The 21534-nt window shown below is 73.8% G+C and carries 20 protein-coding genes and 2 pseudogenes; 17 read left to right on the forward strand and 5 right to left on the reverse strand.

Features of this window, described 5'->3' with window-relative positions; translation table 11 throughout:
* Positions 1-64: 64 nt before the first annotated feature.
* Entirely contained in the window at positions 65-364 is a 300-nt protein-coding gene (locus ACFV8H_RS03630; protein ID WP_375882880.1) for a hypothetical protein, read from the reverse strand.
* A gap of 318 nt (positions 365-682) precedes the next feature.
* Between ACFV8H_RS03630 and rpsF the strand changes: the two genes are divergently transcribed.
* From rpsF to rplI, 4 genes are all read left to right on the forward strand, one after another.
* Positions 683-973, forward strand: coding sequence for a 30S ribosomal protein S6 (rpsF, locus tag ACFV8H_RS03635; protein ID WP_375882877.1), 291 nt, complete (start codon positions 683-685; stop codon positions 971-973).
* 96 nt (positions 974-1069) lie between these two features.
* The gene (locus ACFV8H_RS03640) at positions 1070-1678 is read left to right on the forward strand and encodes a single-stranded DNA-binding protein (protein WP_375882874.1); all 609 of its coding nucleotides are present in this window, start codon (positions 1070-1072) and stop codon (positions 1676-1678) included.
* Between the two features lie 79 nt (positions 1679-1757).
* Complete coding sequence (gene rpsR, locus ACFV8H_RS03645; RefSeq protein ID WP_030059640.1) at positions 1758-1994, forward strand: 30S ribosomal protein S18; 237 nt, start codon at positions 1758-1760, stop codon at positions 1992-1994.
* Positions 1995-2011: 17 nt separating this feature from the next.
* Positions 2012-2458: a 50S ribosomal protein L9 gene (rplI, locus tag ACFV8H_RS03650; protein WP_360227569.1), complete on the forward strand. Its 447-nt coding sequence runs from the start codon at positions 2012-2014 to the stop codon at positions 2456-2458.
* Positions 2459-2527: 69 nt separating this feature from the next.
* Here the strand turns inward: rplI and ACFV8H_RS03655 are convergent, their stop codons facing one another.
* Entirely contained in the window at positions 2528-3907 is a 1380-nt protein-coding gene (locus ACFV8H_RS03655) for an MATE family efflux transporter (protein ID WP_380396356.1), read from the reverse strand.
* 579 nt (positions 3908-4486) lie between these two features.
* Here ACFV8H_RS03655 and dnaB point away from each other — a divergent pair.
* Positions 4487-5983, forward strand: coding sequence for a replicative DNA helicase (gene dnaB, locus ACFV8H_RS03660; RefSeq protein WP_375882933.1), 1497 nt, complete (start codon positions 4487-4489; stop codon positions 5981-5983).
* 70 nt (positions 5984-6053) lie between these two features.
* On the opposite strand, the gene ACFV8H_RS03665 is transcribed toward dnaB, so the two are convergent.
* On the reverse strand, positions 6054-7265 hold the full coding sequence (locus ACFV8H_RS03665) for a GNAT family N-acetyltransferase (RefSeq protein ID WP_380396357.1): 1212 nt from the start codon (positions 7263-7265) through the stop codon (positions 6054-6056).
* A gap of 160 nt (positions 7266-7425) precedes the next feature.
* On the opposite strand from ACFV8H_RS03665, the gene ACFV8H_RS03670 reads away from it, so the two are divergent.
* Entirely contained in the window at positions 7426-8847 is a 1422-nt protein-coding gene (locus tag ACFV8H_RS03670; RefSeq protein ID WP_380396358.1) for an acyltransferase family protein, read from the forward strand.
* 90 nt (positions 8848-8937) lie between these two features.
* Here the strand turns inward: ACFV8H_RS03670 and manA are convergent, their stop codons facing one another.
* A complete protein-coding gene (gene manA, locus ACFV8H_RS03675; protein WP_380396359.1) occupies positions 8938-10146 on the reverse strand; it encodes a mannose-6-phosphate isomerase, class I in 1209 nt (402 codons plus the stop codon).
* A gap of 340 nt (positions 10147-10486) precedes the next feature.
* Between manA and ACFV8H_RS03680 the strand changes: the two genes are divergently transcribed.
* Complete coding sequence (locus ACFV8H_RS03680; protein ID WP_380396360.1) at positions 10487-11254, forward strand: polyprenol monophosphomannose synthase; 768 nt, start codon at positions 10487-10489, stop codon at positions 11252-11254.
* 94 nt (positions 11255-11348) lie between these two features.
* Here ACFV8H_RS03680 and ACFV8H_RS03685 read toward each other — a convergent pair whose 3' ends face one another.
* On the reverse strand, positions 11349-11759 hold the full coding sequence (locus ACFV8H_RS03685) for a winged helix-turn-helix transcriptional regulator (protein ID WP_375882862.1): 411 nt from the start codon (positions 11757-11759) through the stop codon (positions 11349-11351).
* A gap of 106 nt (positions 11760-11865) precedes the next feature.
* Here ACFV8H_RS03685 and ACFV8H_RS03690 point away from each other — a divergent pair, with 106 nt between their 5' ends.
* The 10 genes and pseudogenes from ACFV8H_RS03690 to ACFV8H_RS03735 all read left to right on the forward strand — a co-directional run bounded on the left by ACFV8H_RS03690 (position 11866) and on the right by ACFV8H_RS03735 (position 21508).
* Complete coding sequence (locus ACFV8H_RS03690) at positions 11866-12513, forward strand: FMN-dependent NADH-azoreductase (protein ID WP_380396361.1); 648 nt, start codon at positions 11866-11868, stop codon at positions 12511-12513.
* A gap of 110 nt (positions 12514-12623) precedes the next feature.
* Positions 12624-13610, forward strand: a complete 987-nt coding sequence (locus ACFV8H_RS03695) for an MBL fold metallo-hydrolase (RefSeq protein ID WP_380396362.1) — start codon at positions 12624-12626, stop codon at positions 13608-13610.
* Between the two features lie 17 nt (positions 13611-13627).
* Positions 13628-14200 (forward strand): annotated as a pseudogene (locus ACFV8H_RS03700) (molybdenum cofactor guanylyltransferase); the annotation flags it as partial.
* A 113-nt stretch (positions 14201-14313) separates the two neighbouring features.
* Positions 14314-14595, forward strand: a pseudogene (locus tag ACFV8H_RS03705) (DUF6457 domain-containing protein); the annotation flags it as partial.
* The gene (locus ACFV8H_RS03710; protein ID WP_380396363.1) at positions 14592-15800 is read left to right on the forward strand and encodes a molybdopterin molybdotransferase MoeA; all 1209 of its coding nucleotides are present in this window, start codon (positions 14592-14594) and stop codon (positions 15798-15800) included. The pseudogene ACFV8H_RS03705 and the gene ACFV8H_RS03710, both read left to right, overlap by 4 nt.
* Entirely contained in the window at positions 15797-16855 is a 1059-nt protein-coding gene (locus tag ACFV8H_RS03715) for a potassium channel family protein (protein WP_380396364.1), read from the forward strand. The genes ACFV8H_RS03710 and ACFV8H_RS03715 overlap by 4 nt, the downstream gene beginning before the upstream one ends.
* 36 nt (positions 16856-16891) lie before the next feature.
* A complete protein-coding gene (locus ACFV8H_RS03720) occupies positions 16892-17869 on the forward strand; it encodes an NAD(P)H-quinone oxidoreductase (RefSeq protein WP_380396365.1) in 978 nt (325 codons plus the stop codon).
* A gap of 162 nt (positions 17870-18031) precedes the next feature.
* The gene (locus tag ACFV8H_RS03725; protein ID WP_380396366.1) at positions 18032-18844 is read left to right on the forward strand and encodes a hypothetical protein; all 813 of its coding nucleotides are present in this window, start codon (positions 18032-18034) and stop codon (positions 18842-18844) included.
* Between the two features lie 283 nt (positions 18845-19127).
* A complete protein-coding gene (locus ACFV8H_RS03730) occupies positions 19128-19742 on the forward strand; it encodes a bacterial proteasome activator family protein (RefSeq protein ID WP_380396367.1) in 615 nt (204 codons plus the stop codon).
* A gap of 335 nt (positions 19743-20077) precedes the next feature.
* Complete coding sequence (locus ACFV8H_RS03735; RefSeq protein ID WP_375882841.1) at positions 20078-21508, forward strand: protein kinase; 1431 nt, start codon at positions 20078-20080, stop codon at positions 21506-21508.
* Positions 21509-21534: the final 26 nt, after the last annotated feature.

Genomic DNA, 21534 nt, shown 5'->3' on the forward strand with positions numbered 1-21534 from the left:
CCGGCGGGTACCTGTCTGATGCAGATACGCGACGGGGGCGCCGAGGGTTCCTGGAGCCGGGTGTTCAGCCCCAGAGGCCGCCGCGGGCGATGCCGAGGTAGAAGCCGATGGCGGAGGCGCCGAGCGCGATCATCAGGACGAAGCGTTCGGCGGTGGTGACCGAGACGAACATGCCCCACAGGCCGGTGACGATCCCGGCCAGGCCGGTCCACGAGGTCAGCAGGTGCAGGTTGTAGAAGAACGAGGTGGTGAAGGCGATCACACCCAGCACGGCCGTCAGGGCCACCAGGGTGTTCTCGCGGGGGTGCGGGTGGCCGTCGGTGTTCAGTGTGAGGGCGGGCATGCGGTGGACGGACTGGGCCATGAGTCCCACCTCCTGGCGTGGAGACGAACGGGCAGGAATCCCGTTCCGTCCAGATTGCGGCGGTTGGGTCCGTCTCACAACCCCTATGCGTTTTGTTCGGCCGTCCGGGTGCAGGTAGGCTGTGCCGTCTGCACTGGTGTAGTTGTGCCCCCTTGCGCCCTCTTCCGGGTGACACCCCTGGTGGGTGTACGGGGCCCGACTGTCCGACCCGGCCGCTACCGTGGGCCGGGGTCGTCACCGCACCGGTGCCGACGCTACGCACAACCCTCCTGCCACGGAGAGACCGTGGCCGCTGAGTCCAAAGGAGGTGGGTTACTCATGCGTCACTACGAGCTGATGGTCATCCTCGACCCGTCGGTCGAGGAGCGCGCTGTCTCCCCCCTGATCGAGTCCTTCCTGGCCGTCGTCCGCAACGCCGGCGGCAAGGTCGAGAAGGTCGACACCTGGGGTCGTCGCCGTCTGGCTTACGAGATCAACAAGCAGTCCGAGGGCATCTACTCGGTCATCGACCTCAAGGCCACGCCTGAGGTCGTCAAGGAGCTCGACCGCCAGATGGGCCTGAGCGAGTCGGTTCTGCGGACCAAGGTCCTGCGCCCGGACACCCACTGAGCCACTTCTGAGGCCTTCGGGTCTCGGGTAGCTCGCGTCCGCTGTTTCACGTGAAACAGCGGTGAACGGACATCTTCCCGAGAGGTCATCACCACCATGGCAGGCGAGACCGTCATCACCCTCGTCGGCAATCTCGTCGACGACCCCGAGCTGCGCTTCACCCCGTCGGGTGCGGCGGTCGCGAAGTTCCGCATCGCGTCCACCCCCCGCACCTTCGACCGTCAGACGAACGAGTGGAAGGACGGCGAGAGCCTCTTCCTCACGTGCAACGTCTGGCGGCAGCCGGCGGAGAACGTGGCCGAGTCGCTGCAGCGCGGCATGCGCGTCATCGTGCAGGGCCGACTGCGCCAGCGGTCTTACGAGACCAAGGAAGGCGAGAAGCGGACGGTCTTCGAGGTCGAGGTCGACGAGGTCGGTCCGAGCCTGCGCTCGGCGACCGCGAAGGTCACCCGGGCCAACCGGTCCGGCGCTCCCGGCGGCGGCTTCGGCGGCCAGCAGGGCGGCGGCCAGGGCGGTAACTGGGGCGGTGGCAACGGTGGCGGCCAGCAGGGCGGCGGCAGCTGGGGTGGAAACTCCGGCGGCGGCCAGTCCGGCCCCTCCGACGACCCGTGGGCGTCCAGCGCTCCGTCCGGTGGAAACCAGGGCGGCGGCGGCTGGGGCGGCGCCCCGTCCGGTGGCGGCTTCTCGGAAGAGCCCCCGTTCTAAGAGCTGACAGATTTCGTGCGGCCCGGCCGCAGGCGTCCCCGGACGCCGGTCGGGCCGTGAACCCCAAATGGAGCACACCATGGCGAAGCCGCCTGCTCGCAAGCCGAAGAAGAAGGTTTGCGTCTTCTGCAAGGACAAGGTCAACTACGTTGACTACAAGGACACGAACCTGCTGCGGAAGTACATCTCCGACCGCGGAAAGATCCGTGCCCGCCGTGTCACCGGCAACTGCACCCAGCACCAGCGTGACGTCGCCACGGCCGTGAAGAACAGCCGTGAGATGGCGCTGCTGCCCTACACCAGCACCGCGCGCTAAGAGAGGGTGACCGAGTAATGAAGATCATCCTCACGCACGAGGTTCCGGGTCTCGGCTCCGCCGGCGAGGTCGTCGAGGTCAAGGACGGCTACGCCCGCAACTTCCTGGTCCCGCGTGGCTTCGCCATCCGCTGGACCAAGGGCGGCCAGAAGGACGTCGACGCGATCCGTCGCGCCCGCAAGATCCACGCGATCCAGACCCTGGACGCGGCCAACGAGGTCAAGGGCAAGCTCGAGGGCGTCCAGGTCAAGCTGGCCGTTCGCTCGGGTGACGCCGGCCGTCTGTTCGGCTCGGTGACCCAGGCCGACGTCGTCGAGGCCATCAAGGCCGCCGGCGGCCCGGCCGTGGACAAGCGCGCCGTCGCGATCGCCTCGCCGATCAAGACCGTGGGCACCCACAAGGTCTCGGTCAAGCTGCACTCGGACGTCGTGGCCAACCTCGACGTCGCCGTCGTGGCTGCCTGAGTTCCGTAGCACCGGCCGAGGGCCGGACTCCCCCCGGGGAGTCCGGCCCTCGGGCGTTCCCGGGCCCGCTCAGTCGCGCACGGCCCCGGTGACCAGCCAGCGGCCGCCGCGGGCGCGGGCCACCAGGAAGACCGCGCGGACCAGCATGAACAGGTTCATCGCCCACCACAGCCCGGCCAGCCCGGTGCCGGTGGCCGGCACCAGGAACGCGGCCGGGGCGAACACCGCCAGGGTGGCGAGCGCCGCCCGGGCCAGGTAGGGGCCGTCCCCGGCGCCCATCAGCACGCCGTCCAGCACGAAGACCAGGCCCGCCACCGGCTGGCTGAGCGCGAGCAGCAGCAGGGCCGTGTGCAGCTGCCCCTGGACCACCGGGTCGGGGGTGAACAGCGGGACGTACAGCGGGCGGGCCAGCACCACCAGCAGGCCCAGCACCACCCCGGAGCCCAGGCCCCACTCGACCATCCGCCGGGTGGCCGCGCGGGCGCCCGGGACGTCCGAGGCGCCCAGGTAGCGGCCGATGATGGCCTGGCCGGCGATCGCGATGGCGTCCAGCGCGAAGGCCAGGAAGCTGAACAGCGTCATGGCGATCTGGTGTGCGGCGACCTGGTCGTCGCCGAGCCGGGCGGCCACCGCGGTGGCGATCATCAGCACCGCGCGCAGGCTGACCGTGCGGACCAGCAGCGGCCCGCCCGCCCTGGCCCCGGCCCGGATGCCCGTCGCGTCCGGCCGCAGCGAGGCCCGCTCCCGGCGGGCGCCGCGGACCACCACGACCAGGTAGACCGCGGCCATCCCGGTCTGGGCCAGCACGGTGCCCCAGGCCGAGCCGGCCACCCCGAGCCCGGCGCCGTACACCAGGCCGAGGTTCAGCCCGATGTTGGCGGTGAATCCGCCGACGGCCACCAGCAGCGGCGTACGGGTGTCCTGGAGGCCGCGCAGCACGCCGGTGGCGGCCAGCACCAGCAGCATCGCCGGGATCCCCAGGGAGCTGATCCGCAGGTACGTCACGGCGTACGGCGCCGCGGTCGGCGAGGCGCCCAGCAGGTCGGCCGCCCAGGGGGCCAGCAGCAGGGTGAGCAGGACCACCGGGACGGCCAGGCCGACAGCGAGCCAGAGGCCGTCGACGCCCTGCTGGACGGCGCCCCGGCGGTCCCCGGCGCCGATCCGGCGGGCCACCGCGGCGGTGGTGGCGTAGGCGAGGAAGACGAACACCCCGGTGGCCGTGGTGAGGGCGGCGGAGGCGACGCCGACCCCGGCGAGCTGGGGCGTGCCGAGGTGGCCGACGATCGCGGAGTCGGCCATCAGGAACAGCGGTTCGGCGACCAGGGCGCCGAAGGCGGGCACCGCCAGGGCGAGGATCTCGCGGTCGTGGCCGCGTCGGTCGTGGCCGCGTCCGGTGGGGCTGCGTCTGGAAGGGCTGCGTCTGGAGGGCTCGGCGGGGGCGGTGCTCATGCGCTCCAGGGTACTCATCCACAGGTAAGAGGCCAATGGGCAGTTCGGTCGTTACTCGAAACTGCGAGCGGTGTACTCCGCCCGGTCCGCGCCCACAGCCGTTCGGCAGTGTGTGAAGAATTTCTCATGCACAGGCCCCGGAAGAGGTAATCGCAGGTCAACAGGTTGACGATGGATCGATCGTTCGGTTATCCACAGGAGCTTCCACAGGGGTGTCCACAGCTTTGCGGCAGTTCTCCACAGCCCGGGGCCACTCGTCCACACCCCCTGTGGATAACCGCCTTGGCGCGAGGGCGTCCGGCGCCTTAGCGTGGGCCCTCCACCCGACACTCCCACCGGCCCCGGCGTCCGATTTGTCGGGGCCGTGGCGTACAAAGAGGAGCGGATCCGCTCCACCCAGCCACCGGCAAGGCCCGCTCCAACTTCGCACCACTCGCTGATCGGGGAACACGCGTGACCGGCCCCCAGTACGACGACCACGACGCCCCGCCGCCGGAGGAGGACTGGCAGCCCGCCGAGGACCCCTTCCCGGCCGGCGCCTTCGACGACGCCCCCTTCCCGGACGGTCCCGGCGACCGGCTGCCGGTCTCCCGCAACCGCGGCGGCCAGGGTGGCGGCGGCGGTCAGGGCGGCAACCGGGGCGAGGGCTTCCGCAAGGGCGGCGGCGACTTCAACGGCAGGGGCGGCAAGAACGGCAAGGGCGGCGGCCGGGACGACCGTCGGGACGACGAGGGCCACGGCGGCGTCGACGGCTTCGAACGCGTCCCCCCGCAGGACCTCGCGGCCGAGCAGTCCGTGCTGGGCGGCATGCTGCTCTCCAAGGACGCCATCGCCGACGTGGTCGAGGTGCTCAAGCCGGCCGACTACTACCGGCCCGCGCACGAGATGGTGCACGGCGCGATCCTCGACCTGTACGCCCGCGGCGAGCCGGCCGACCCGATCACCGTGGCCGGCGAGCTCACCAAGCGCGGCGAGCTCCAGCGCGTCGGCGGCGCCGCCTACCTGCACACCCTGGTCAACTCCGTCCCGACCGCGGCCAACGCCGAGTACTACGCCCAGATCGTCGCCGAGCGCGGGGTGCTGCGCCGCCTGGTCGAGGCCGGCACCCGGATCGCCGGCATGGGCTACGCCGCCGAGGGCGACGTGGACGAGATCGTCAACGCCGCCCAGGCGGAGATCTACGCCGTCACCGAGCAGCGCACCAACGAGGACTACGCGCCGCTCGCCGACATCATGGAGGGCGCCCTCGACGAGATCGAGGCGATCGGCTCCCGCAACGGCCAGATGTCCGGCGTGCCGACCGGCTTCGCCGACTTCGACGCGCTCACCAACGGGCTGCACCCCGGCCAGATGATCGTCATCGCGGCCCGCCCCGCGATGGGAAAGTCCACCCTGGCGCTGGACTTCGCCCGGGCCTGCTCGATCCACCACAAGCTGCCGAGCGTGATCTTCTCGCTCGAAATGGGCCGCAACGAGATCGCCATGCGCCTGCTCTCCGCCGAGGCCAGGGTCGCGCTGCACCACATGCGCTCCGGGAACATGACGGACGACGACTGGACGCGGGTCGCCCGCCGGATGCCGGACGTCAGCGAGGCGCCGCTGTTCATCGACGACTCGCCGAACCTGTCGATGATGGAGATCCGCGCCAAGTGCCGCCGGCTCAAGCAGCGCAACGACATCAAGCTGATCGTCATCGACTACCTCCAGCTGATGCAGTCCGGCGGCTCCCGCCGGGCCGAGAACCGCCAGCAGGAGGTCTCGGACATGTCCCGTAACCTCAAGCTGCTGGCCAAGGAGCTGGAAGTGCCGGTCATCGCGCTGTCCCAGCTGAACCGTGGTCCCGAGCAGCGCACCGACAAGCGGCCGATGGTCTCCGACCTGCGCGAGTCCGGCTCGATCGAGCAGGACGCCGACATGGTCATCCTGCTGCACCGCGAGGACGCCTACGAGAAGGAGTCCCCGCGCGCGGGCGAGGCCGACCTGATCGTCGCCAAGCACCGTAACGGTCCGACCGCGACCATCACCGTCGCCTTCCAGGGCCACTACTCGCGCTTCGTCGACATGACCCGGGACTGACCGCCGGCCCCGGGCCGCTCCCGGTGCGGAACCGGGAGCGGCCAGGGGCCGGGGCGGCCGGGGTGGCCGGTCAGAACCAGGACAGGCAGTGCGGCGGGCGCTCGGTGCGGAACAGGGCGTCGGCGAGGGCGACCGCCTCCGGGCGGTGGGCCCGGACGTGCCCGGCCCGCACCAGCGTGCCCACGGGGGTGCCGCCGAGGTAGACCGCGCCCAGGTCCCGCACGTCCAGCGAGAGGTCGGGCTCCCGGTCGGTCGGCACGCACACGGCCTCGCCGCCCCGGACGGTCAGCAGGTGGCGGGCGCGCTCGCCGAGGAACGGGTCGTCCACGTCGAGGACGAGCTCGCCGTCGGCGGACCAGCCGCGCGCGGTCAGCGCCCGGGGGACGTCCAGCAGCCGGACCCAGAGCCACTCGCTGCTGTTGCCCACCTGGGCGGCGCCGAAGTCCGCGAGCTGCCAGCGCAGCGGGTGCTCGGCCGGGAAGTGCTTGAAGACGACCTGGTCGACCAGGTCGTGCCCGAGCAGGAACCGGGCCAGGGCCGAGGTGACGGCGTCGTCGACGGCGATGGTCTCGTCCACGGTCAGGGTGTCCCCGTCCAGGGAGTAGCTGGCGTAGCCGTCCGGGGTGCCGGCGGCGTCGCGGTGGACGGCGATGTAGCGCGGCGTCGCGGAGACCGGGGGCTGGCCGGCGCCCAGGGCCCACCAGCGGTGCGGCCGGGACAGCGCGCCGGGACGGGCGCGGCGGTAGCCGTCGTAGACCTCCTCCAGGAGGTCCCGGCAGTCGGCCCGCCGCAGCAGCTCGACCGAGCCGGTGTCCGTGCCCCCGCCGGCCCGCGGGGCGGTGAAGGCGGCCCGGTGGCGCGGCACCGTCAGCCGCCCGGTGTACGTCGCCGGGCCGTAGCCGAACCGGCCGTAGATCGCGGGCTCGGAGGCCAGCAGCACGGAGAGGAACTCCCCGCGGGCCCGCAGGTCGGCGAGCTGGCGCCGCATCATCGCGGTCAGCACGCCCCGGCGGCGGTGGGTGGGCAGGACGCCGACGAAGCTCACTCCGGAGACCGGGGTGAGCGCCCCGCCGGGCAGGGTGAGCTCGAAGGAGTACGCGGCGGCGGTGCCGACCGGACGCCCGTCGTCCGTCACCGCGAGCAGGCCGCGCTCCGGTTCGATCGCCGACCACCAGACCCCGCTGCCGTCCTCGGCCCGGGCCTCCGGGAAGCGGCCGAACGCGGCGTGGACGGTGTCGACGAAGACGTCGAGGTCCTTCTCGGTCGTGGAACGGATCTCCATCGCTGCTGAGCCCTCCCCTGGGTACGGCCCACGGTGCGCGGGCCGCCGACAGTCCAGCGGAGGGCCGGAAGGGGGTCAACCGAATATGGTCCGCCGGGGCGGCCCGGGCCCGTACGGCGCCGGAGGACGGGGCGGTGGTGCGATGGACTACTGTCCCTGCGTGAAGACGATACGACAGCTGTCCGCCCGCAAGGCCGGGGGAAGCGCGCAGGCCCGGCCGGGCGGGGCAGCCGCCCGGCTGGGCTGGCTCGACGCGCTGCGCGGCGTGGCCGCCCTCGTGGTCGCCCTGCACCACTTCGATGTCCTGAAGCTGCTGCCGGACCGGCTGGCCGCCTTCATCTGGTGGCACGGGGACCTCGGCCTCTACGGCGTGATGCTGTTCTTCCTGGTCAGCGGCTACATCATCCCGGCCTCGCTGGAGCGCCGCGGGAACGTGCGGGCGTTCTGGATCGGGCGCATCTTCCGGCTCTGGCCGCCGGTGATCATCGGCATCGCGGTGGCGCTGGCCATCATCCCGAAGGGTGACGGCTCGGTCGCGCTCTTCGCCACCGGCCACAACTACGTGGCCGTGGCCGCCAACGCGACCATGCTGCAGGACTTCATGGGCGTCTGGAACGGCCTGGGCGTGATGTGGACGCTCAGCTACGAGATGGCGTTCTACTACATGGTGACCGCGCTCTTCGCGGTCGGACAGCACCGTCGCAGCGGACCGGTCGCGGTGGCCTTCGCCGCCGTGGCGCTGATCTTCGGTACCTCGATCGCCTCCCACACCATGACCGTCGACGCGGCCTCGACCCACAACCTGGTCTGGGGCGTCGTGCTGATCGTGCTCTTCGCCTTCGGCTGCGTGCTGAGCGGCCGGGCGAACCTGACCCGGATCGGGGCGATCACGCTCGGCGTGCTGGCCTTCGTGCTGATGTACAACAACAGCCGGGCGCCGATGTTCGAGACCCTGATGATCTTCGCGACGATGTTCGCCGGCACCGTGGTCTACCGCGCCGAGAGGGGCCAGATCGACCGGCTCCAGGCCGTGCTGTGCTGCGGTTTCGTGATCGCCGCGGGCGTGGCCATCGGCTTCTTCTACAACCACAGCGGCATGGAGAACAACACCTGGACCGCCGGACCGCGGGCCTGGGTCGGCTCCTACCTCGGTGCCTGGATCACCTTCGGGATCGGCTTCGCGCTGCGCAAGCGCCGCTTCCCGAAGCCGCTGACCTGGCTCGGCGGGATCAGCTTCTCGCTCTACCTGCTGCACGTCCCGGTGCTGCACACCCTGCACGACCTGCTGAACGTGCCCAAGGTGCCCCCGACGACCGGCGGCAAGGTGCTCTGGACGGTCGAGTACCTCGCGGTGATCATGGTCGTGAGCTGGCTGATGTACAAGCTGGTGGAGCTCCCGGTGCAGAAGCTGGGCCGCAAGGTGGGCAAGTGGGTCGACCGCCGCTGGCCGGGCGGCGACCTGCCACCGCTGGCCTTCGGGGCGCCGGCCGGACCGGCGGCGACCGGCGTGCCCGGCGGGGCTCAGGCCCGGGCCGAGGAGCCGGTGCCGGTCGAGGTCGGCGCGGGGTCGTCCGGCCGCTGACCTGCTGAGTACGACGAAGGGCTCGCCCCACCGGGGGCGGGCCCTTCGTCGTACCGATCCGTCCTACCGCGGGCCGGGCGGTGGCCGCCGTCAGACGGTGACGGTGGCCCGGAAGAGGGTGCCGGCGGTGCCGGAGAGGCGGGTCGGGGTGCCGGTGGCGGGGAGGAAGGCGGACTGGCCGCGGGCGAGGTCCAGTACGGCGCCGTCGGCGGCGGTGAGCCGGACGGCGCCCTCGGTGCAGAGCAGGATCTGCGGGGTGCGGCCGTCGATCTCCCGCTGCACGCCGTCCAGTTGGAAGCGGGACAGCCGGAACTCGTCGATCGGGACGGGGTAGAGCCGCTCGCCGGGGGTGCCCTCGACCGGGACGGGGTGCACCACCTCGGGGGCGCCGGGCTCGAAGAGCACGACCTTCAACAGTTCCGGGACGTCGATGTGCTTGGGGGTGAGGCCGGCCCGCAGCACGTTGTCCGAGTTGGCCTGGAGCTCCACGCAGACGCCGGACAGGTAGGCGTGCGGCACCCCGGCGCCCAGGTAGAGCGCCTCGCCGGCCCGCAGCCGGACGTGGTTGAGCAGCAGGCCGGCGATCACGCCGCGGTCGTCCGGGAAGTCCTTCGCGATCCGGGCGTACGGGGCGTGCGGGCCGTCCGGGTCGGTGCCGGCCAGCGCGGCGACGGTCTCCCGGACGGTCCGTGCGGCGGTCTCGTCGTCCAGGGTGAGCAGGGTGGCCAGGGTGCGGCGCAGTGCCTCGGCCTCGGCCTCGGCGCCGCCGTCCTCGCCGACCGCCAGCAGCGCGATCAGCGGGTCCAGCCCGGGCACCCCGAGGGCGGCCATCAGCGCGGCCGCCCCGGCGGGCCGGCGGAAGCCGCACAGGCCCTCGAAGTCGCCGAGCGCGCACACCATTTCGGGCTTGTGGTTGTCGTCGCGATAGCTCCGCTCCGGGGCGTCCGGCGCGAGGCCGAGGGCGTTCTCGGCGGCGAAGCCGGCCCGGGCCTGGTCCGGCGTGGGGTGGGCCTGGATGGACAGCGGGATGCCGGCGGCGAGCACCTTGAACAGGAACGGCAGGCTCGGCCCGAACCGGGCCACGCTCGCCGCGCCGAGCTCGCCCTCGGGGTCGGCCGCGATCAGCTCGTCCAGTCGGCGCGGGCCTTCGCCGCGGTCGGCCCGGGACGGGTCGCCGGGGTGGGCGCCCATCCACAGCTCGGCCTGCGGTTCGCCGGTCGGCTCCTGGCCGAGCAACTCGGGCAGGGCCGTGAGCGACCCCCAGGCGTACGGGCGGACGGTGTTGACGAGCCTGTCCATGCGCGCGGTCCTACTCCTTCGCTGACGGGGCTGCCCCGGACGTCCCGGGTCCGGGCCGGCGGTGCGGGCCCGGCGGTGCGGGCGGTCCGGGCCCGGGCAAGGGCATCGACCCTAGCTGACCCGGGTCGCCCGCGGGGAAACGGTGGGCATCAGGGGGGAGTGCCGTGGTCCGACCAGCGGTTCCCGGGCGCGGTAGTAGAATGCCAGGACGCAGTAGTATCCGCCCCCCGCAGCATTCTCCACCGTGGTCATCCCGTCGGCGGGCTGGCGGCGGGGCCGCGTTCCAGAGTGCGGGCGACGGTGTTCTGACACTCCCCGCCATCGGCCGAGAGGTTTGTACGTGACCGTGAACCAGCAGAGTTTTGCTGATCTCGGCAGGGTCCTGGTGATCATCCCGACCTACAACGAGGCGGAGAACGTCGAGCGGATCGTCGGCCGGGTCCGTGCCGCGGTGCCCGAGGCCCACGTGCTGGTCGCCGACGACAACAGCCCCGACGGCACCGGCGAGCTGGCGGACAAGCTGGCCGCCGAGGACGGCAACGTCCACGTCATGCACCGCAAGGGCAAGGAGGGCCTGGGCGCCGCCTACCTCGCGGGCTTTCGCTGGGGCATCGACAACGGCTACGACGTCCTGGTCGAGATGGACGCGGACGGCTCGCACCAGCCCGAGGAGCTGGACCGGCTGCTGGGCGCGCTGCGCGGCGCCGACCTGGTGCTCGGCTCGCGCTGGGTGCCGGGCGGCCGGGTGGTGAACTGGCCGAAGTCGCGCCTGCTGCTCTCCCGCGGCGGCTCGACCTACTCGCGGCTGATGCTGGGCGTGCCGATCCGGGACGTCACCGGCGGCTACCGGGCCTTCCGCAAGGAGACCCTGCTGGGCCTGGGCATGGACGAGGTGGCCTCGGCCGGCTACTGCTTCCAGGTCGACCTGGCCTGGCGCACGGTGAAGGCCGGCTTCAAGGTCGCCGAGGTGCCGATCACCTTCGTCGAGCGCGAGCTCGGGGCCTCCAAGATGAGCCGCGGCATCGTGGTCGAGGCGCTCTGGCGGGTGACCTCCTGGGGTGTCGCCGACCGGGTGTCCCGGGCGCGCGGCGGTGCCGCGAAGGGCTGAGCCGCCCCCGATCGTGCGAAGGGCCCGTCCGCCGGGATACGGCGGACGGGCCCTTCGTCGTACCCGGGGGCGACCAGCTGTCGGGGCCGGCCGGTCAGCAGCCGCCCCGGAGGGCGCTCTCCGGCAGGTAGCGGTCGGCCCAGACGGCCAGTTCGTTGAGGGCCGGTTTCAGGGCGACGCCGCCCTCGGTGAGCCGGTAGCTGACCCGCAGTGGCGGGCCGGGGTCGACCTCGCGGACGACCAGCCCGGCCTCGGTCAGTTCGGTCAGCCGGTCGGAGAGCATCCGCTCGCTGATGCCCGGTACGGCGCGGCGCAGCTCGGAGAAGTAGGCCGGTCCGCCGTTGTTGAGCACGCCCAGCAGCATGCCGGTCCAGCGCTTGCCGAGCAGGGTGAACACCCGGTTGAGGGCCAGGTCGACGTTGGCGCAGCCGCCGCGGACGGCAGGGGCGGCGCACGCGTCGACCGCGGTCGGTACTGCGTCGGTCACTACCTCGGGCTCGGCCATGGATCCAGCGTACTCGACCGGCCACTAGTGACTGCAGAAAAGTAAGCTGCTACCTTAGTTGCAGCTGCGAGGGAAAAGCCAGCTACTAATTCTCCGGAGGACCGCCATGCCCACGCTCCTGCACATCGACTCCTCGGCGCTCACCGACGGCTCCGTCTCCCGCGAGGTCACGGCCGCCTTCCGGGCCGCCTGGGAGGCCGAGCACCCCGGCGGCACGGTGGTCCACCACGACCTCGCCGCCGACCCGATGCCGCACCTGGACGCCGCCGGCATCACCGCCGGATACCTCCCGGCCGAGGCGCGCACCGCCGAGCAGGCCGCCGCCTTCGCGCTGCGCGAGCGGCTGATCGTCGAGCTGGAGACCGCCGACGCCGTGCTGATCGGCGCCCCGATGTACAACTTCACGATCCCGTCGACCCTCAAGGCCTGGCTGGACCAGGTGGTCCTGATGGGCCGCACCGCCGGCGAGCGGCCCTCCGCCAAGGGAACCCCGGTCACCGTGGTCGCCTCCCGCGGCGGCTCGTACGGCCCCGGCGCCCCGCGCGAGCCGTTCGAGTTCGTCATCACCTACCTGGAGAAGGTGCTGGCCGGCGGGCTCGGGCTGGAGGTCGACTTCATCGTCCCGGAGTTCACCATGGCGGCGAGCGTCCCGGCGCTGGCCGAGTTCGTCCCGGTCGCCGCCGAGTCCAAGGCCAAGGCCCTGGAACTGGCCGCCGCCCGGGGCAAGGAGCTCGCCGCCCGGGCCGCGGTGTGACGTGCGCCCGAAGGCGCGTCCCACCGGGCGCGCCTTCCGCGCAATCGGCCGCCGGTGCTCCCATGCTGTAGGGCGCAGGAAGTCCGACCGCCGACCAGAGGGAGCAGCCCGTGACGTCGTCCCCGCCCGAGGAGAGCGCCGGCGCGGAACGGGTGGACGCCGAGCCCGTCGCGGCCGGACTCCCCGACGACACCGAGCGGACCGCCCGACCGCTGGAGGTCTCCGTCTTCACCGGGCCCGAGTCGTCCTTCTTCGCCACCTCCACGCTGATCCTCGGCGAGCACACCGCGATCCTCGTCGACGCCCAGCTCACCCGCAGCGCCGGGCGCGAACTGGCCGAATGGGTCGCGGGCAAGGGCCGCCGACTGCTCGCCATCGTGGTCACCCACCAGCACCCGGACCACTACTTCGGGGCCGAGGAGGTGCTGAGGCTCTTCCCGGACGCCCAGCTGCTGGCCGCCCCGGCGGTGGTCGAGGGCATCCGGCGCACCGTCGCGGCCAAGGTCGCCCAGTGGAAGCCGGTCTACGGCGACGACATCCCGGACCACCCGCTGGTGCCCGCCCCGCTGCTGCCGCAGCCGCTGATGCTCGACCGCCAGGTCATCCCGGTGCTGCTGCTCGGCCAGGCCGACTGCGGGGAGTCCACGGTCGTCCACGTGCCGAGCATCCGGACCGTGATCGCCGGGGACTTCGTCTGCAACGGCACCCACGTGTGGACCGCCGACACCACCCCGGCCCAGCGCACCACCTGGGGCCACAACCTCGGCCGGATCGCCGACCTCGGCGTGGACCGGGTGATCGCCGGGCACCGCGCCCCCGACCAGGGCGACGACGCGGCCCGGGTGCTCGCCTTCACCGGGGAGTACCTGCGGGACTTCGACCGGCTGCTCGCCGAGCACCCGGACGACCCGGAGGCGCTGGTCACGGCGATGAACGAGCGGTACGGGGAGCTGACCCTGCCGTCCTTCCTGGACCTGGGGGCGGCCGCCAACACCGCCCGGTCCGCCGCCGCTCCGGCGGACGGGGCCGAGGACGGGGCCGAGGGCGAGGACGAAGAGGAGACGGCCGGGGACGGCCCGGACGGGGCCGACCGGTAGGGCGGGATACTGGCGGCATGACGACGCCGTACGACGTGATCGTTCCGGCGGGCGGCGCGGCCCGGAGGCTGGGCGGCGTCGACAAACCCGGCCTGACCGTCGGCGAGACCACCCTGCTGGACCGGGTGCTCGCCGCCTGCGCCGGTGCCCGGACCACCGTGGTGGTCGGCCCCGCCCGGCCCACCGCGCGCCCGGGCGTCCGCTGGACCAGGGAGCAGCCGCCCGGCGGCGGGCCGGTCGCCGCCGTCGCGGCCGGGCTCGACCTGGTCACCGCGGACACCGTGCTGCTGCTCGCCGCCGACCTGCCCTTCCTGGACCGCCGTACGGTGGACCGGCTGGTCGCCGCCCTCGACCGGGCCGGACCGCACACCGACGCCGCCGTCCTGGTCGACGCGGGCGGCCGCGACCAGCCGCTCGCCGCCGCCTACCGCACCGCCCCGCTGCGCGCCGCGCTCGCCGGGCTCGGCGACCCGGCCGGGCAGCCGCTGCGCCGCCTGGTCGGCGGGCTGCCCGGGCTGCGGGTCGCCGACACCGACGACGTCGCGTACGACTGCGACACCTGGGAGGACCTGGAACGGGCCCGGGAGCGGGCGAAGTCCTGACCGGCGGCCGGGCGGTGAGCGGGCCTCACCAGGCCGGGCCGTCGGCCGTGAGGGAAACGACGCGCCCCGCACACGGGGTGAACACCTCGGGGAAACCGCCGATCGGGCAGCATGGGCGCATGGAGCGCACGCTGGAAGACTGGATCGCCGAGGTCAAGGCCGACCTGGGCATCGACCTGGACGTGGACGTCCGGGGACTGCTCGACCTGGCCCGGGTGGTCGCGCACGGGGTGGCCCGGCCCGCGGCGCCGCTGACCGCCTTCCTGATCGGCTACGCGGCCGCGCAGCAGGGCGGCGGGGCGGAGGCCGTGGCCGAGGCGTCCCGGCGGACCGCGGCGCTCGCCGAGCGGTGGAGTCCGGCCGACGGCCCGGGGGAGCCGTGAGCGAGGTCGGACGGACCACCGTGACCGTTCCCGCCACCGGCCCCGGCGTGCTGAGCTGGTCGCGCGCCCGGGAGGCCGCGCGCCGGGCCGGGCTGCGGCCGCTGCCGGTGATCGGGCTGCCGCTGGCCGAGGCGCTCGGGCACGTCCTCGCCGAACCGCTCGGCGCGCTCACCGACCTGCCCGCCTTCGACACCTCCGCGATGGACGGCTGGGCGGTCGCCGGGCCGGGGCCCTGGAAGGTCACCGGCCGGGTGCTGGCCGGCCGCACCGAGGTGGCGCCGCTGGCCGACGGCGACGCCGTCGAGATCGCCACCGGTGCCCAACTGCCGCCCGGCGCCACCGCCGTACTGCGCCGCGAACACGGCCGGGCGGAGGGCGCGCTGCTGCGCGACACCGGCCCCCAGCAGCTGACCACCGGCCAGGACGTCCGCCCGCGCGGCCAGGAGTGCCGCCGGGGCGAGGAGTTGCTGCCCGCGGGGACGGTGGTCGGGCCGGCCGTGCTCGGCCTGGCCGCCGCCTGCGGCCACGACCGGCTCGCCGTGCGCCGTCGGCCGGCGGTCCAACTGCTGGTGCTCGGCGACGAGTTGCTCGACACCGGGATCCCCGGACCGGGACTGGTCCGGGACGCGCTCGGCCCGCTGCTGCCGCCCTGGCTGCGGGCGGCCGGCGCCGACGTGACCGAAGTCCGCTGCGTCCAGGACGACTTCGGGCTGCTGCGGGACGCCCTGCGGCACTCCACCGCCGACGTCGTGGTCACCACCGGCGGGACGGCCGCCGGTCCGGTGGACTTCCTGCACCGGGCGCTCGCCGAGGCCGGCGCCCGACTGCTGGTGGACGGCGTGGCCGTCCGCCCCGGACACCCCATGCTGCTGGCCGAACTCACCGGCGGCCGCCACCTGGTGGGCCTGCCGGGCAACCCGCTCGCCGCCGTCGCCGGCATGGTCACCCTGGCCCTGCCGCTGCTGCACGCCCGTGGTGGCCGGGCCGCCGGCGCGCCCGCGCTCGCCCCGGCGGCCGTCCTGCTGCCCGGGCACCCGGCGGACACCCGGCTGCAACCGGTGCGGCGCACCGCCGAGGGCGTGGTGCCGCTCGCCTTCGACGGGCCCGCGATGCTGCGCGGCCTCGCCCGGGCCGAGGCCCTGGCCGTCGTCCCGCCCGGCGGGGCGGCCGCGGGGGAGACCGTCGAACTGGTGGAGGCACCATGAGCAGGTTGCGACGCATCTCGGCGCCGGGGACGGAGCCGTGGGCGGACGCCGGGATCGTGCTGCCCGCGCGCCGCACCGCGCCCGCCGTCCGGCAGGTCGGCTCACGGCTGCTGGTCGCGCTGGCCGTGCTGGTCGCCACCTCGGTGATCGTCTACCTCGACCGGGCCGGCTACCACGACAACGCGGGCGGCGGACTCAGCTTCCTGGACGCGGCGTACTACGCCACCGTGACGCTCTCCACCACCGGCTACGGCGACATCACCCCGTACAGCGACGGCGCGCGGCTCACCAACATCTTCGTGATCACCCCGCTGCGCGTGGTGTTCCTGATCATCCTGGTCGGCACCACGCTGGAGGTGCTCACCGAACGGACCCGCCTGCAATGGCGGTTGAACCGCTGGAGGTCCACCGTGCGCGAGCACACCGTCGTCATCGGATTCGGGACGAAGGGGCGCAGCGCCGTCGACACCCTGCTCGGGCAGGGGGTGAAGGCGGAGGAGATCGTCGTCGTCGACCCGCAGCGCAAGGTGATCGAGCACGCCTCGCAGCACGGCCTGGTCGGGGTGGTCGGCGACGCGACCCGGACCGACACCCTGGTGCGGGCCGCCGTCCCCGCCGCGGCCCGGATCGTGGTCGCCCCGGAACGGGACGACACGGCGGTGCTGATCACCCTGACGGCCCGGCAGCTGAACAAGGGCGCCACCGTGGTCGCGGCCGTCCGGGAGGACGAGAACGCACCCCTGCTGCGGCAGAGCGGCGCCGACGTCGTGGTCACCAGCTCCAGTTCGGCCGGGCGGCTGCTCGGGCTGTCGATGCTCAGCCCGCACGCCGGGGCGGTGATGGAGGACCTGCTGACGTACGGGAACGGGCTGGACGTGGTCGAGCGTCCGGTCACCCGGGCCGAGGCGGGCCACAGTCCGCGCGAGTGCGAGGAACTGGTGGTCGCGGTGGTGCGGGGCCGACGGGTGCTCAACTACACCGAGCCGGAGGCCGCCGTGCTGCAGCTCACCGACCGGGTGATCGTCATCAAGTCGGCCGCGCAGGGCGGGGCCTGAGCCCCGGACCGCCGTGCGCCGCAGTAGGTTCGGGGCATGCATGCGATGACGATTCCCGTACCCGGCGGCCCCGAGGCACTGGTGTGGGCCGAGGTTCCCGACCCGGTGCCCGGCGAGGGCGAGGTCCTGGTCGAGGTGGCGGCCACCGCGGTCAACCGCGCCGACCTGCTCCAGCGGCAGGGCTTCTACAACCCGCCGCCCGGCGCCTCCCCCTACCCCGGGCTGGAGTGCGCCGGGCGGATCGTCGCGCTCGGCCCGGGCGTGGCCGGCTGGGCCGTCGGCGACGAGGTGTGCGCGCTGCTGGCCGGCGGCGGCTACGCCCAGCGGGTCGCGGTGCCGAGCGGGCAGCTGCTGCCGCTGCCGAAGGGGCTGAGCCCGGAGCAGGCCGCGGCCCTGCCGGAGGTGGCCTGCACCGTGTGGTCCAACGTCTTCCTCACCGCGCACCTGCGGCCGGGCGAGACGGTGCTGCTGCACGGCGGCGCGAGCGGGATCGGGACGATGGCGATCCAGCTGGCCAAGGCGGTCGGCGCCCGGGTCGCGGTGACGGCCGGCAGCGCGGCGAAGCTGGCCCGGTGCACCGAGCTGGGCGCGGACATCGCGATCGACTACCGGGAGCAGGACTTCGTCGAGGTGCTCCGGGAGGCCACCGACGGGGCCGGGGCGGACGTGATCCTGGACATCATGGGGGCCAAGTACCTGCAGCGGAACGTGGAGGCGCTGGCCGTCAACGGGCGGCTGGTGATCATCGGGCTGCAGGGCGGGGTGAAGGGCGAACTCGACCTCAACGCGCTGCTGCGCAAGCGGGCGGCGGTGATCGCCACCAACCTGCGCGGGCGGCCGCTGGCCGAGAAGGCGGCGATCGTGGCGGCGGTGCGGGAGCACGTGTGGCCGCTGGTGGAGTCCGGGGTGGTGAAGCCGGTGGTGGACCGGGTGCTGCCGCTGACGGAGGTCGGCGAGGCGCACCGGGTGCTGGAGGCGGGGGAGCAGGTCGGGAAGGTCGTGCTGACGGTCTGAGCGCTGGGCCCGGTCCGGCCGATCTTGCCGGACAGGGCCTGGGCGGGGGTACCGCTGCGTGTCCGAAATGCCGCGATTGTCGGACTGTGTGAGGCTGGTGCGGAGCTGTCCCGCCGCCGAACCCGCCTCCGGGCGCGGTCGGCCGTCGGAAGGACTCCGACCGTGGCCGCACCCCCGCACATCGCCCTCGGGCCGTTGCCCGCCGCGCTCCACCACCGCCCCGACCGCCGTGCCCGCCGGCTCCGCCGGGCCCGTCCGACCGGTCGGGCCCGGCGGCTGGTCGCGGCGGCCGTGCTGGGGCTGACGCTCCCGTTGGCCGCCGCGACCGCCGCGGTGGCGCTCCCCGCGCCGGGTGCCTCGGCGCCGGGGCACGCGCGGGCGGACGCTCCGGTGCCGGGCGGTGAGGAGCAGCGGGCGGACCGGTCCGATCCGGCAGCGCAGCCCGACCAGGCGGACGGGGTGGATACGGCGGACGCCACGGACGCCACGGACGCCACGGACGGGGCGGACGCGGCGGACCAGGCCTGGTCCGCGCCGAAGGCCGCACCGCCGCAGTACGGGGTGCCCGACCGGTCGCGCCCGGACCTCGCCGAGCTCAGGGCGCACCGCCACCACCCGGCCGCCGCCCTGGAACGGCCCGACCAGGCCGTCGAGCAGGCGCCGGACCAGGCTCCCGAGCAGGTTCCCGACCAGGCCGTCGACCAGGCCGTCGAGCAGCCGCCCGAGCAGGCCCCGGACCAGGGCGCCCGGGCGGACCGGCCGGACCCGGCCGCGGACACCCCGGACGCCCAGGACCCCGCCGCCGGCCAGGACACCGTCACGACGGCCGCCCAGCCGGTGGCGGCCACGGCGGTCACCGGGGTCCTCCCCGCCCGCTGGCAGGACCCCTCCACCCTCCAGCTGCCGCTGGGCGTGGGCCTGGGGCTGATCGGCTGCGGCCTGGGGCTGGTGGGTCTGCGGCTGCGGAAGGGCTGAGGGGGCGGGCCCGGGGCGTGGAGGTTCGGTGCGGGTTCCCGGGGGACACGGCCGCGGCGAGGGGTGGGTTTCGCGGGGTGGTCGGGGAGGTGCTGTGTGCGACCGGAGTGGCGCGGGGGGCGGCGTACGCGCGGGCGCGGACGGTCGGGTCGGGGCGGGAACTGAGTATCCGTACGGATTCCCGGGCGGGCCGCGGGGGCGTACCGTCGTCACGGTTGGCGCAGGACGGCGGGAAGCACGGGGGCTTCCGCCCGACCAACCCCAGTGAGAGAGAATGTTGTTCATGACGAATCCGATGAACGAGCGCTCGTCGCAGGAGCCCTTCCGGGCCGCCGACGGGCAGTCGCAGGACGGCCAGAAGGTGCTGATCGTCGGACCGGACGGGCTGCCCGTGGGCCAGGGGTTCGCCGCGGTACCGATCGGGGGGGACGAGGACGCGGACATGCCGCGCGAGCTCCCGGTGACCGAGATGGTCGAGCAGCCCGCCAAGGTCATGCGCATCGGCAGCATGATCAAGCAGCTGCTGGAGGAGGTCCGGGCGGCGCCCCTCGACGAGGCCAGCCGGGTCCGGTTGAAGGACATCCACGCCAGCTCGATCAAGGAGCTGGAGCTCGGGCTGGCCCCGGAGCTGGTCGCCGAGCTGGAGCGGCTCTCGCTGCCGTTCACCGACGACACCATCCCGACCGAGGCCGAGCTGCGGATCGCCCAGGCCCAGCTGGTGGGCTGGCTGGAGGGCCTGTTCCACGGCATCCAGACCGCCCTGTTCGCGCAGCAGATGGCCGCGCGGGCGCAGCTGGAGCAGATGCGGCGCGCGCTGCCGCCCGGTCTGCACGGCGGCGAGCCGGACGAGGAAGAGCCGGGCCAGGGCCGCGGGATCCGCTCCGGCCCGTACCTGTAGGCCCGTACCTCCAGGCCCGTACCCGTGGGCCCGCCGGGCCCGTAGCCGTGGGCCCGCCGGGCCCGGACCCGCCCGCCGGGCCCGCCCCGGGGCCGGACGTACCGCGACGATCCGCCCCGGACCGGCGCGCGGGGAGCGGGCGCCGACGGTCCGGGGGCGGGACCGGCCCTGGGCCGATCACCGTCGGCGGGAGCCGATACCCTGACCCCTGTCGCAGGCCGGTGGAGCCGCCGCGACAGGGGTTCGCCGGGCCAGTGGGCCGGGCCACCACGCACGGACGAGACCGAACGTCACGGTTGCGGCAGGACCACCGCGCCGAGGGGGAGCAGGGGACCATGAGCGAGCACGGCAACGCGGCGGCCGGGGGCTTCTCCCTGGGCAACGGCCGCTATGTGCTGCAGCGGCTGCTGGGCGAGGGCGGCATGGCCTCCGTGCACCTCGCGTACGACAGCGTGCTGGACCGGCAGGTCGCGTTGAAGAGCATGCACAGCGAGCTGGGCCGGGACGACTCGTTCAAGGAGCGGTTCCGCCGTGAGGCCCAGGCGGTGGCCCGGCTGGAGCACCCGAACATCGTCACGGTCTACGACAGCGGCGAGGACGTCGCCCCGGACGGCTCCAGCACGCCGTACATCGTCATGCAGCTGATCGACGGCAAGGGCCTGCGCGAGGCGATCAACGAGGCGGTCGCCCAGTACGGCGCGATGCCGGCGGACGAGGCCCTGAAGGTCATCGTCGGCGTGCTGAACGCGCTGGAGGCCTCGCACGACATGGGCCTGGTGCACCGCGACATCAAGCCCGGCAACGTCATGTTCGACCGCAAGGGCAACGTCAAGGTCATGGACTTCGGCATCGCCCGGGCGCTGGAGTCCGGCGTCACGTCGATGACCCAGACCGGCATGGTGGTCGGCACCCCGCAGTACCTGTCGCCCGAGCAGGCCCTCGGCAAGCCGGTGGACGCCCGCTCCGACCTGTACTCGGTCGGCGTGATGCTCTTCGAGATGCTCACCGGCCAGCTGGTCTTCGACGGGGACTCGGCCTTCTCGATCGCCTACAAGCACGTCCAGGAGGAGCCGCCGGCGGCCTCCAGCCTCAACCGGTCGATCGTCCCGGTGGTGGACGCCTTCGTGGCGCAGGCGCTGCGCAAGGACCCGGCCCACCGGTTCCAGAGCGCGGCCGCGATGCGGGACGAGGCGGAGCGGCTGATCGCCGAGTTGAAGGGCGGCGGCGCCGGGCACGCGCTGCAGGCCAGCTCCCCGCTGGTGATCAAGGAGGGGCCGCGCTCGGTGCACGCCACTCCGCAGGCGCCGCAGACCCCGCACCCGCAGTACCTCCAGCAGGGCGGGCCACAGGCCCAGCCGCAGCAGCCGCCGCAGTACCGGACGCCGCCGCCGGCCTATCAGACGCCGCACCCGCAGTACCTCCAGCAGGGCGGGCCGCAGGCCCAGCCGCAGTACCGGACCCCGCCGCCCGCGTACCAGACCCCGGGCCCGCAGGCCCCGCACACGCCGCAGCCCTTCCAGCGGCCGATGCACACCCCGGGCCCGCAGCCGATGCCGCCGTACCAGCAGCCGAAGCCCAGCGGCGGCGGCTGCTCCACGGCCTTCGTGGTGATCGCGATCATCGTCGGCGTGCTGGTGCTGGCCGGCATCATCATCGCGATCGTGGTCAACAAGGCGCAGAACACCACCAACGGCAAGTTCCACTCCGAGCGCCCGGCCGCGGTCGTGGTGGTGGACCCGCAGGCCGACCGGGGCGGTCTGCTCTGACGGATTTCCGCCCCTCCGCGCGTGTC

It is taken from the genome of Kitasatospora sp. NPDC059827, from assembly GCF_042731675.1.
In the GTDB taxonomy this organism is placed as follows: Bacteria; Actinomycetota; Actinomycetes; order Streptomycetales; family Streptomycetaceae; genus Kitasatospora.

Bases quoted from the DNA above. Each gene is read 5' to 3' on its own strand.
- ACFV8H_RS03630 (WP_375882880.1), bottom strand. From the start codon at position 364: ATGGCCCAGTCCGTCCACCGCATGCCCGCCCTCACACTGAACACCGAC.
- rpsF (WP_375882877.1), top strand. From the start codon at position 683: ATGCGTCACTACGAGCTGATGGTCATCCTCGACCCGTCGGTCGAGGAG.
- ACFV8H_RS03640 (WP_375882874.1), top strand. From the start codon at position 1,070: ATGGCAGGCGAGACCGTCATCACCCTCGTCGGCAATCTCGTCGACGAC.
- rpsR (WP_030059640.1), top strand. From the start codon at position 1,758: ATGGCGAAGCCGCCTGCTCGCAAGCCGAAGAAGAAGGTTTGCGTCTTC.
- rplI (WP_360227569.1), top strand. From the start codon at position 2,012: ATGAAGATCATCCTCACGCACGAGGTTCCGGGTCTCGGCTCCGCCGGC.
- ACFV8H_RS03655 (WP_380396356.1), bottom strand. From the start codon at position 3,907: ATGAGCACCGCCCCCGCCGAGCCCTCCAGACGCAGCCCTTCCAGACGC.
- ACFV8H_RS03665 (WP_380396357.1), bottom strand. From the start codon at position 7,265: ATGGAGATCCGTTCCACGACCGAGAAGGACCTCGACGTCTTCGTCGAC.
- manA (WP_380396359.1), bottom strand. From the start codon at position 10,146: ATGGACAGGCTCGTCAACACCGTCCGCCCGTACGCCTGGGGGTCGCTC.
- ACFV8H_RS03685 (WP_375882862.1), bottom strand. From the start codon at position 11,759: ATGGCCGAGCCCGAGGTAGTGACCGACGCAGTACCGACCGCGGTCGAC.
- ACFV8H_RS03690 (WP_380396361.1), top strand. From the start codon at position 11,866: ATGCCCACGCTCCTGCACATCGACTCCTCGGCGCTCACCGACGGCTCC.
- ACFV8H_RS03715 (WP_380396364.1), top strand. From the start codon at position 15,797: ATGAGCAGGTTGCGACGCATCTCGGCGCCGGGGACGGAGCCGTGGGCG.
- ACFV8H_RS03720 (WP_380396365.1), top strand. From the start codon at position 16,892: ATGCATGCGATGACGATTCCCGTACCCGGCGGCCCCGAGGCACTGGTG.
- ACFV8H_RS03730 (WP_380396367.1), top strand. From the start codon at position 19,128: ATGACGAATCCGATGAACGAGCGCTCGTCGCAGGAGCCCTTCCGGGCC.
- ACFV8H_RS03735 (WP_375882841.1), top strand. From the start codon at position 20,078: ATGAGCGAGCACGGCAACGCGGCGGCCGGGGGCTTCTCCCTGGGCAAC.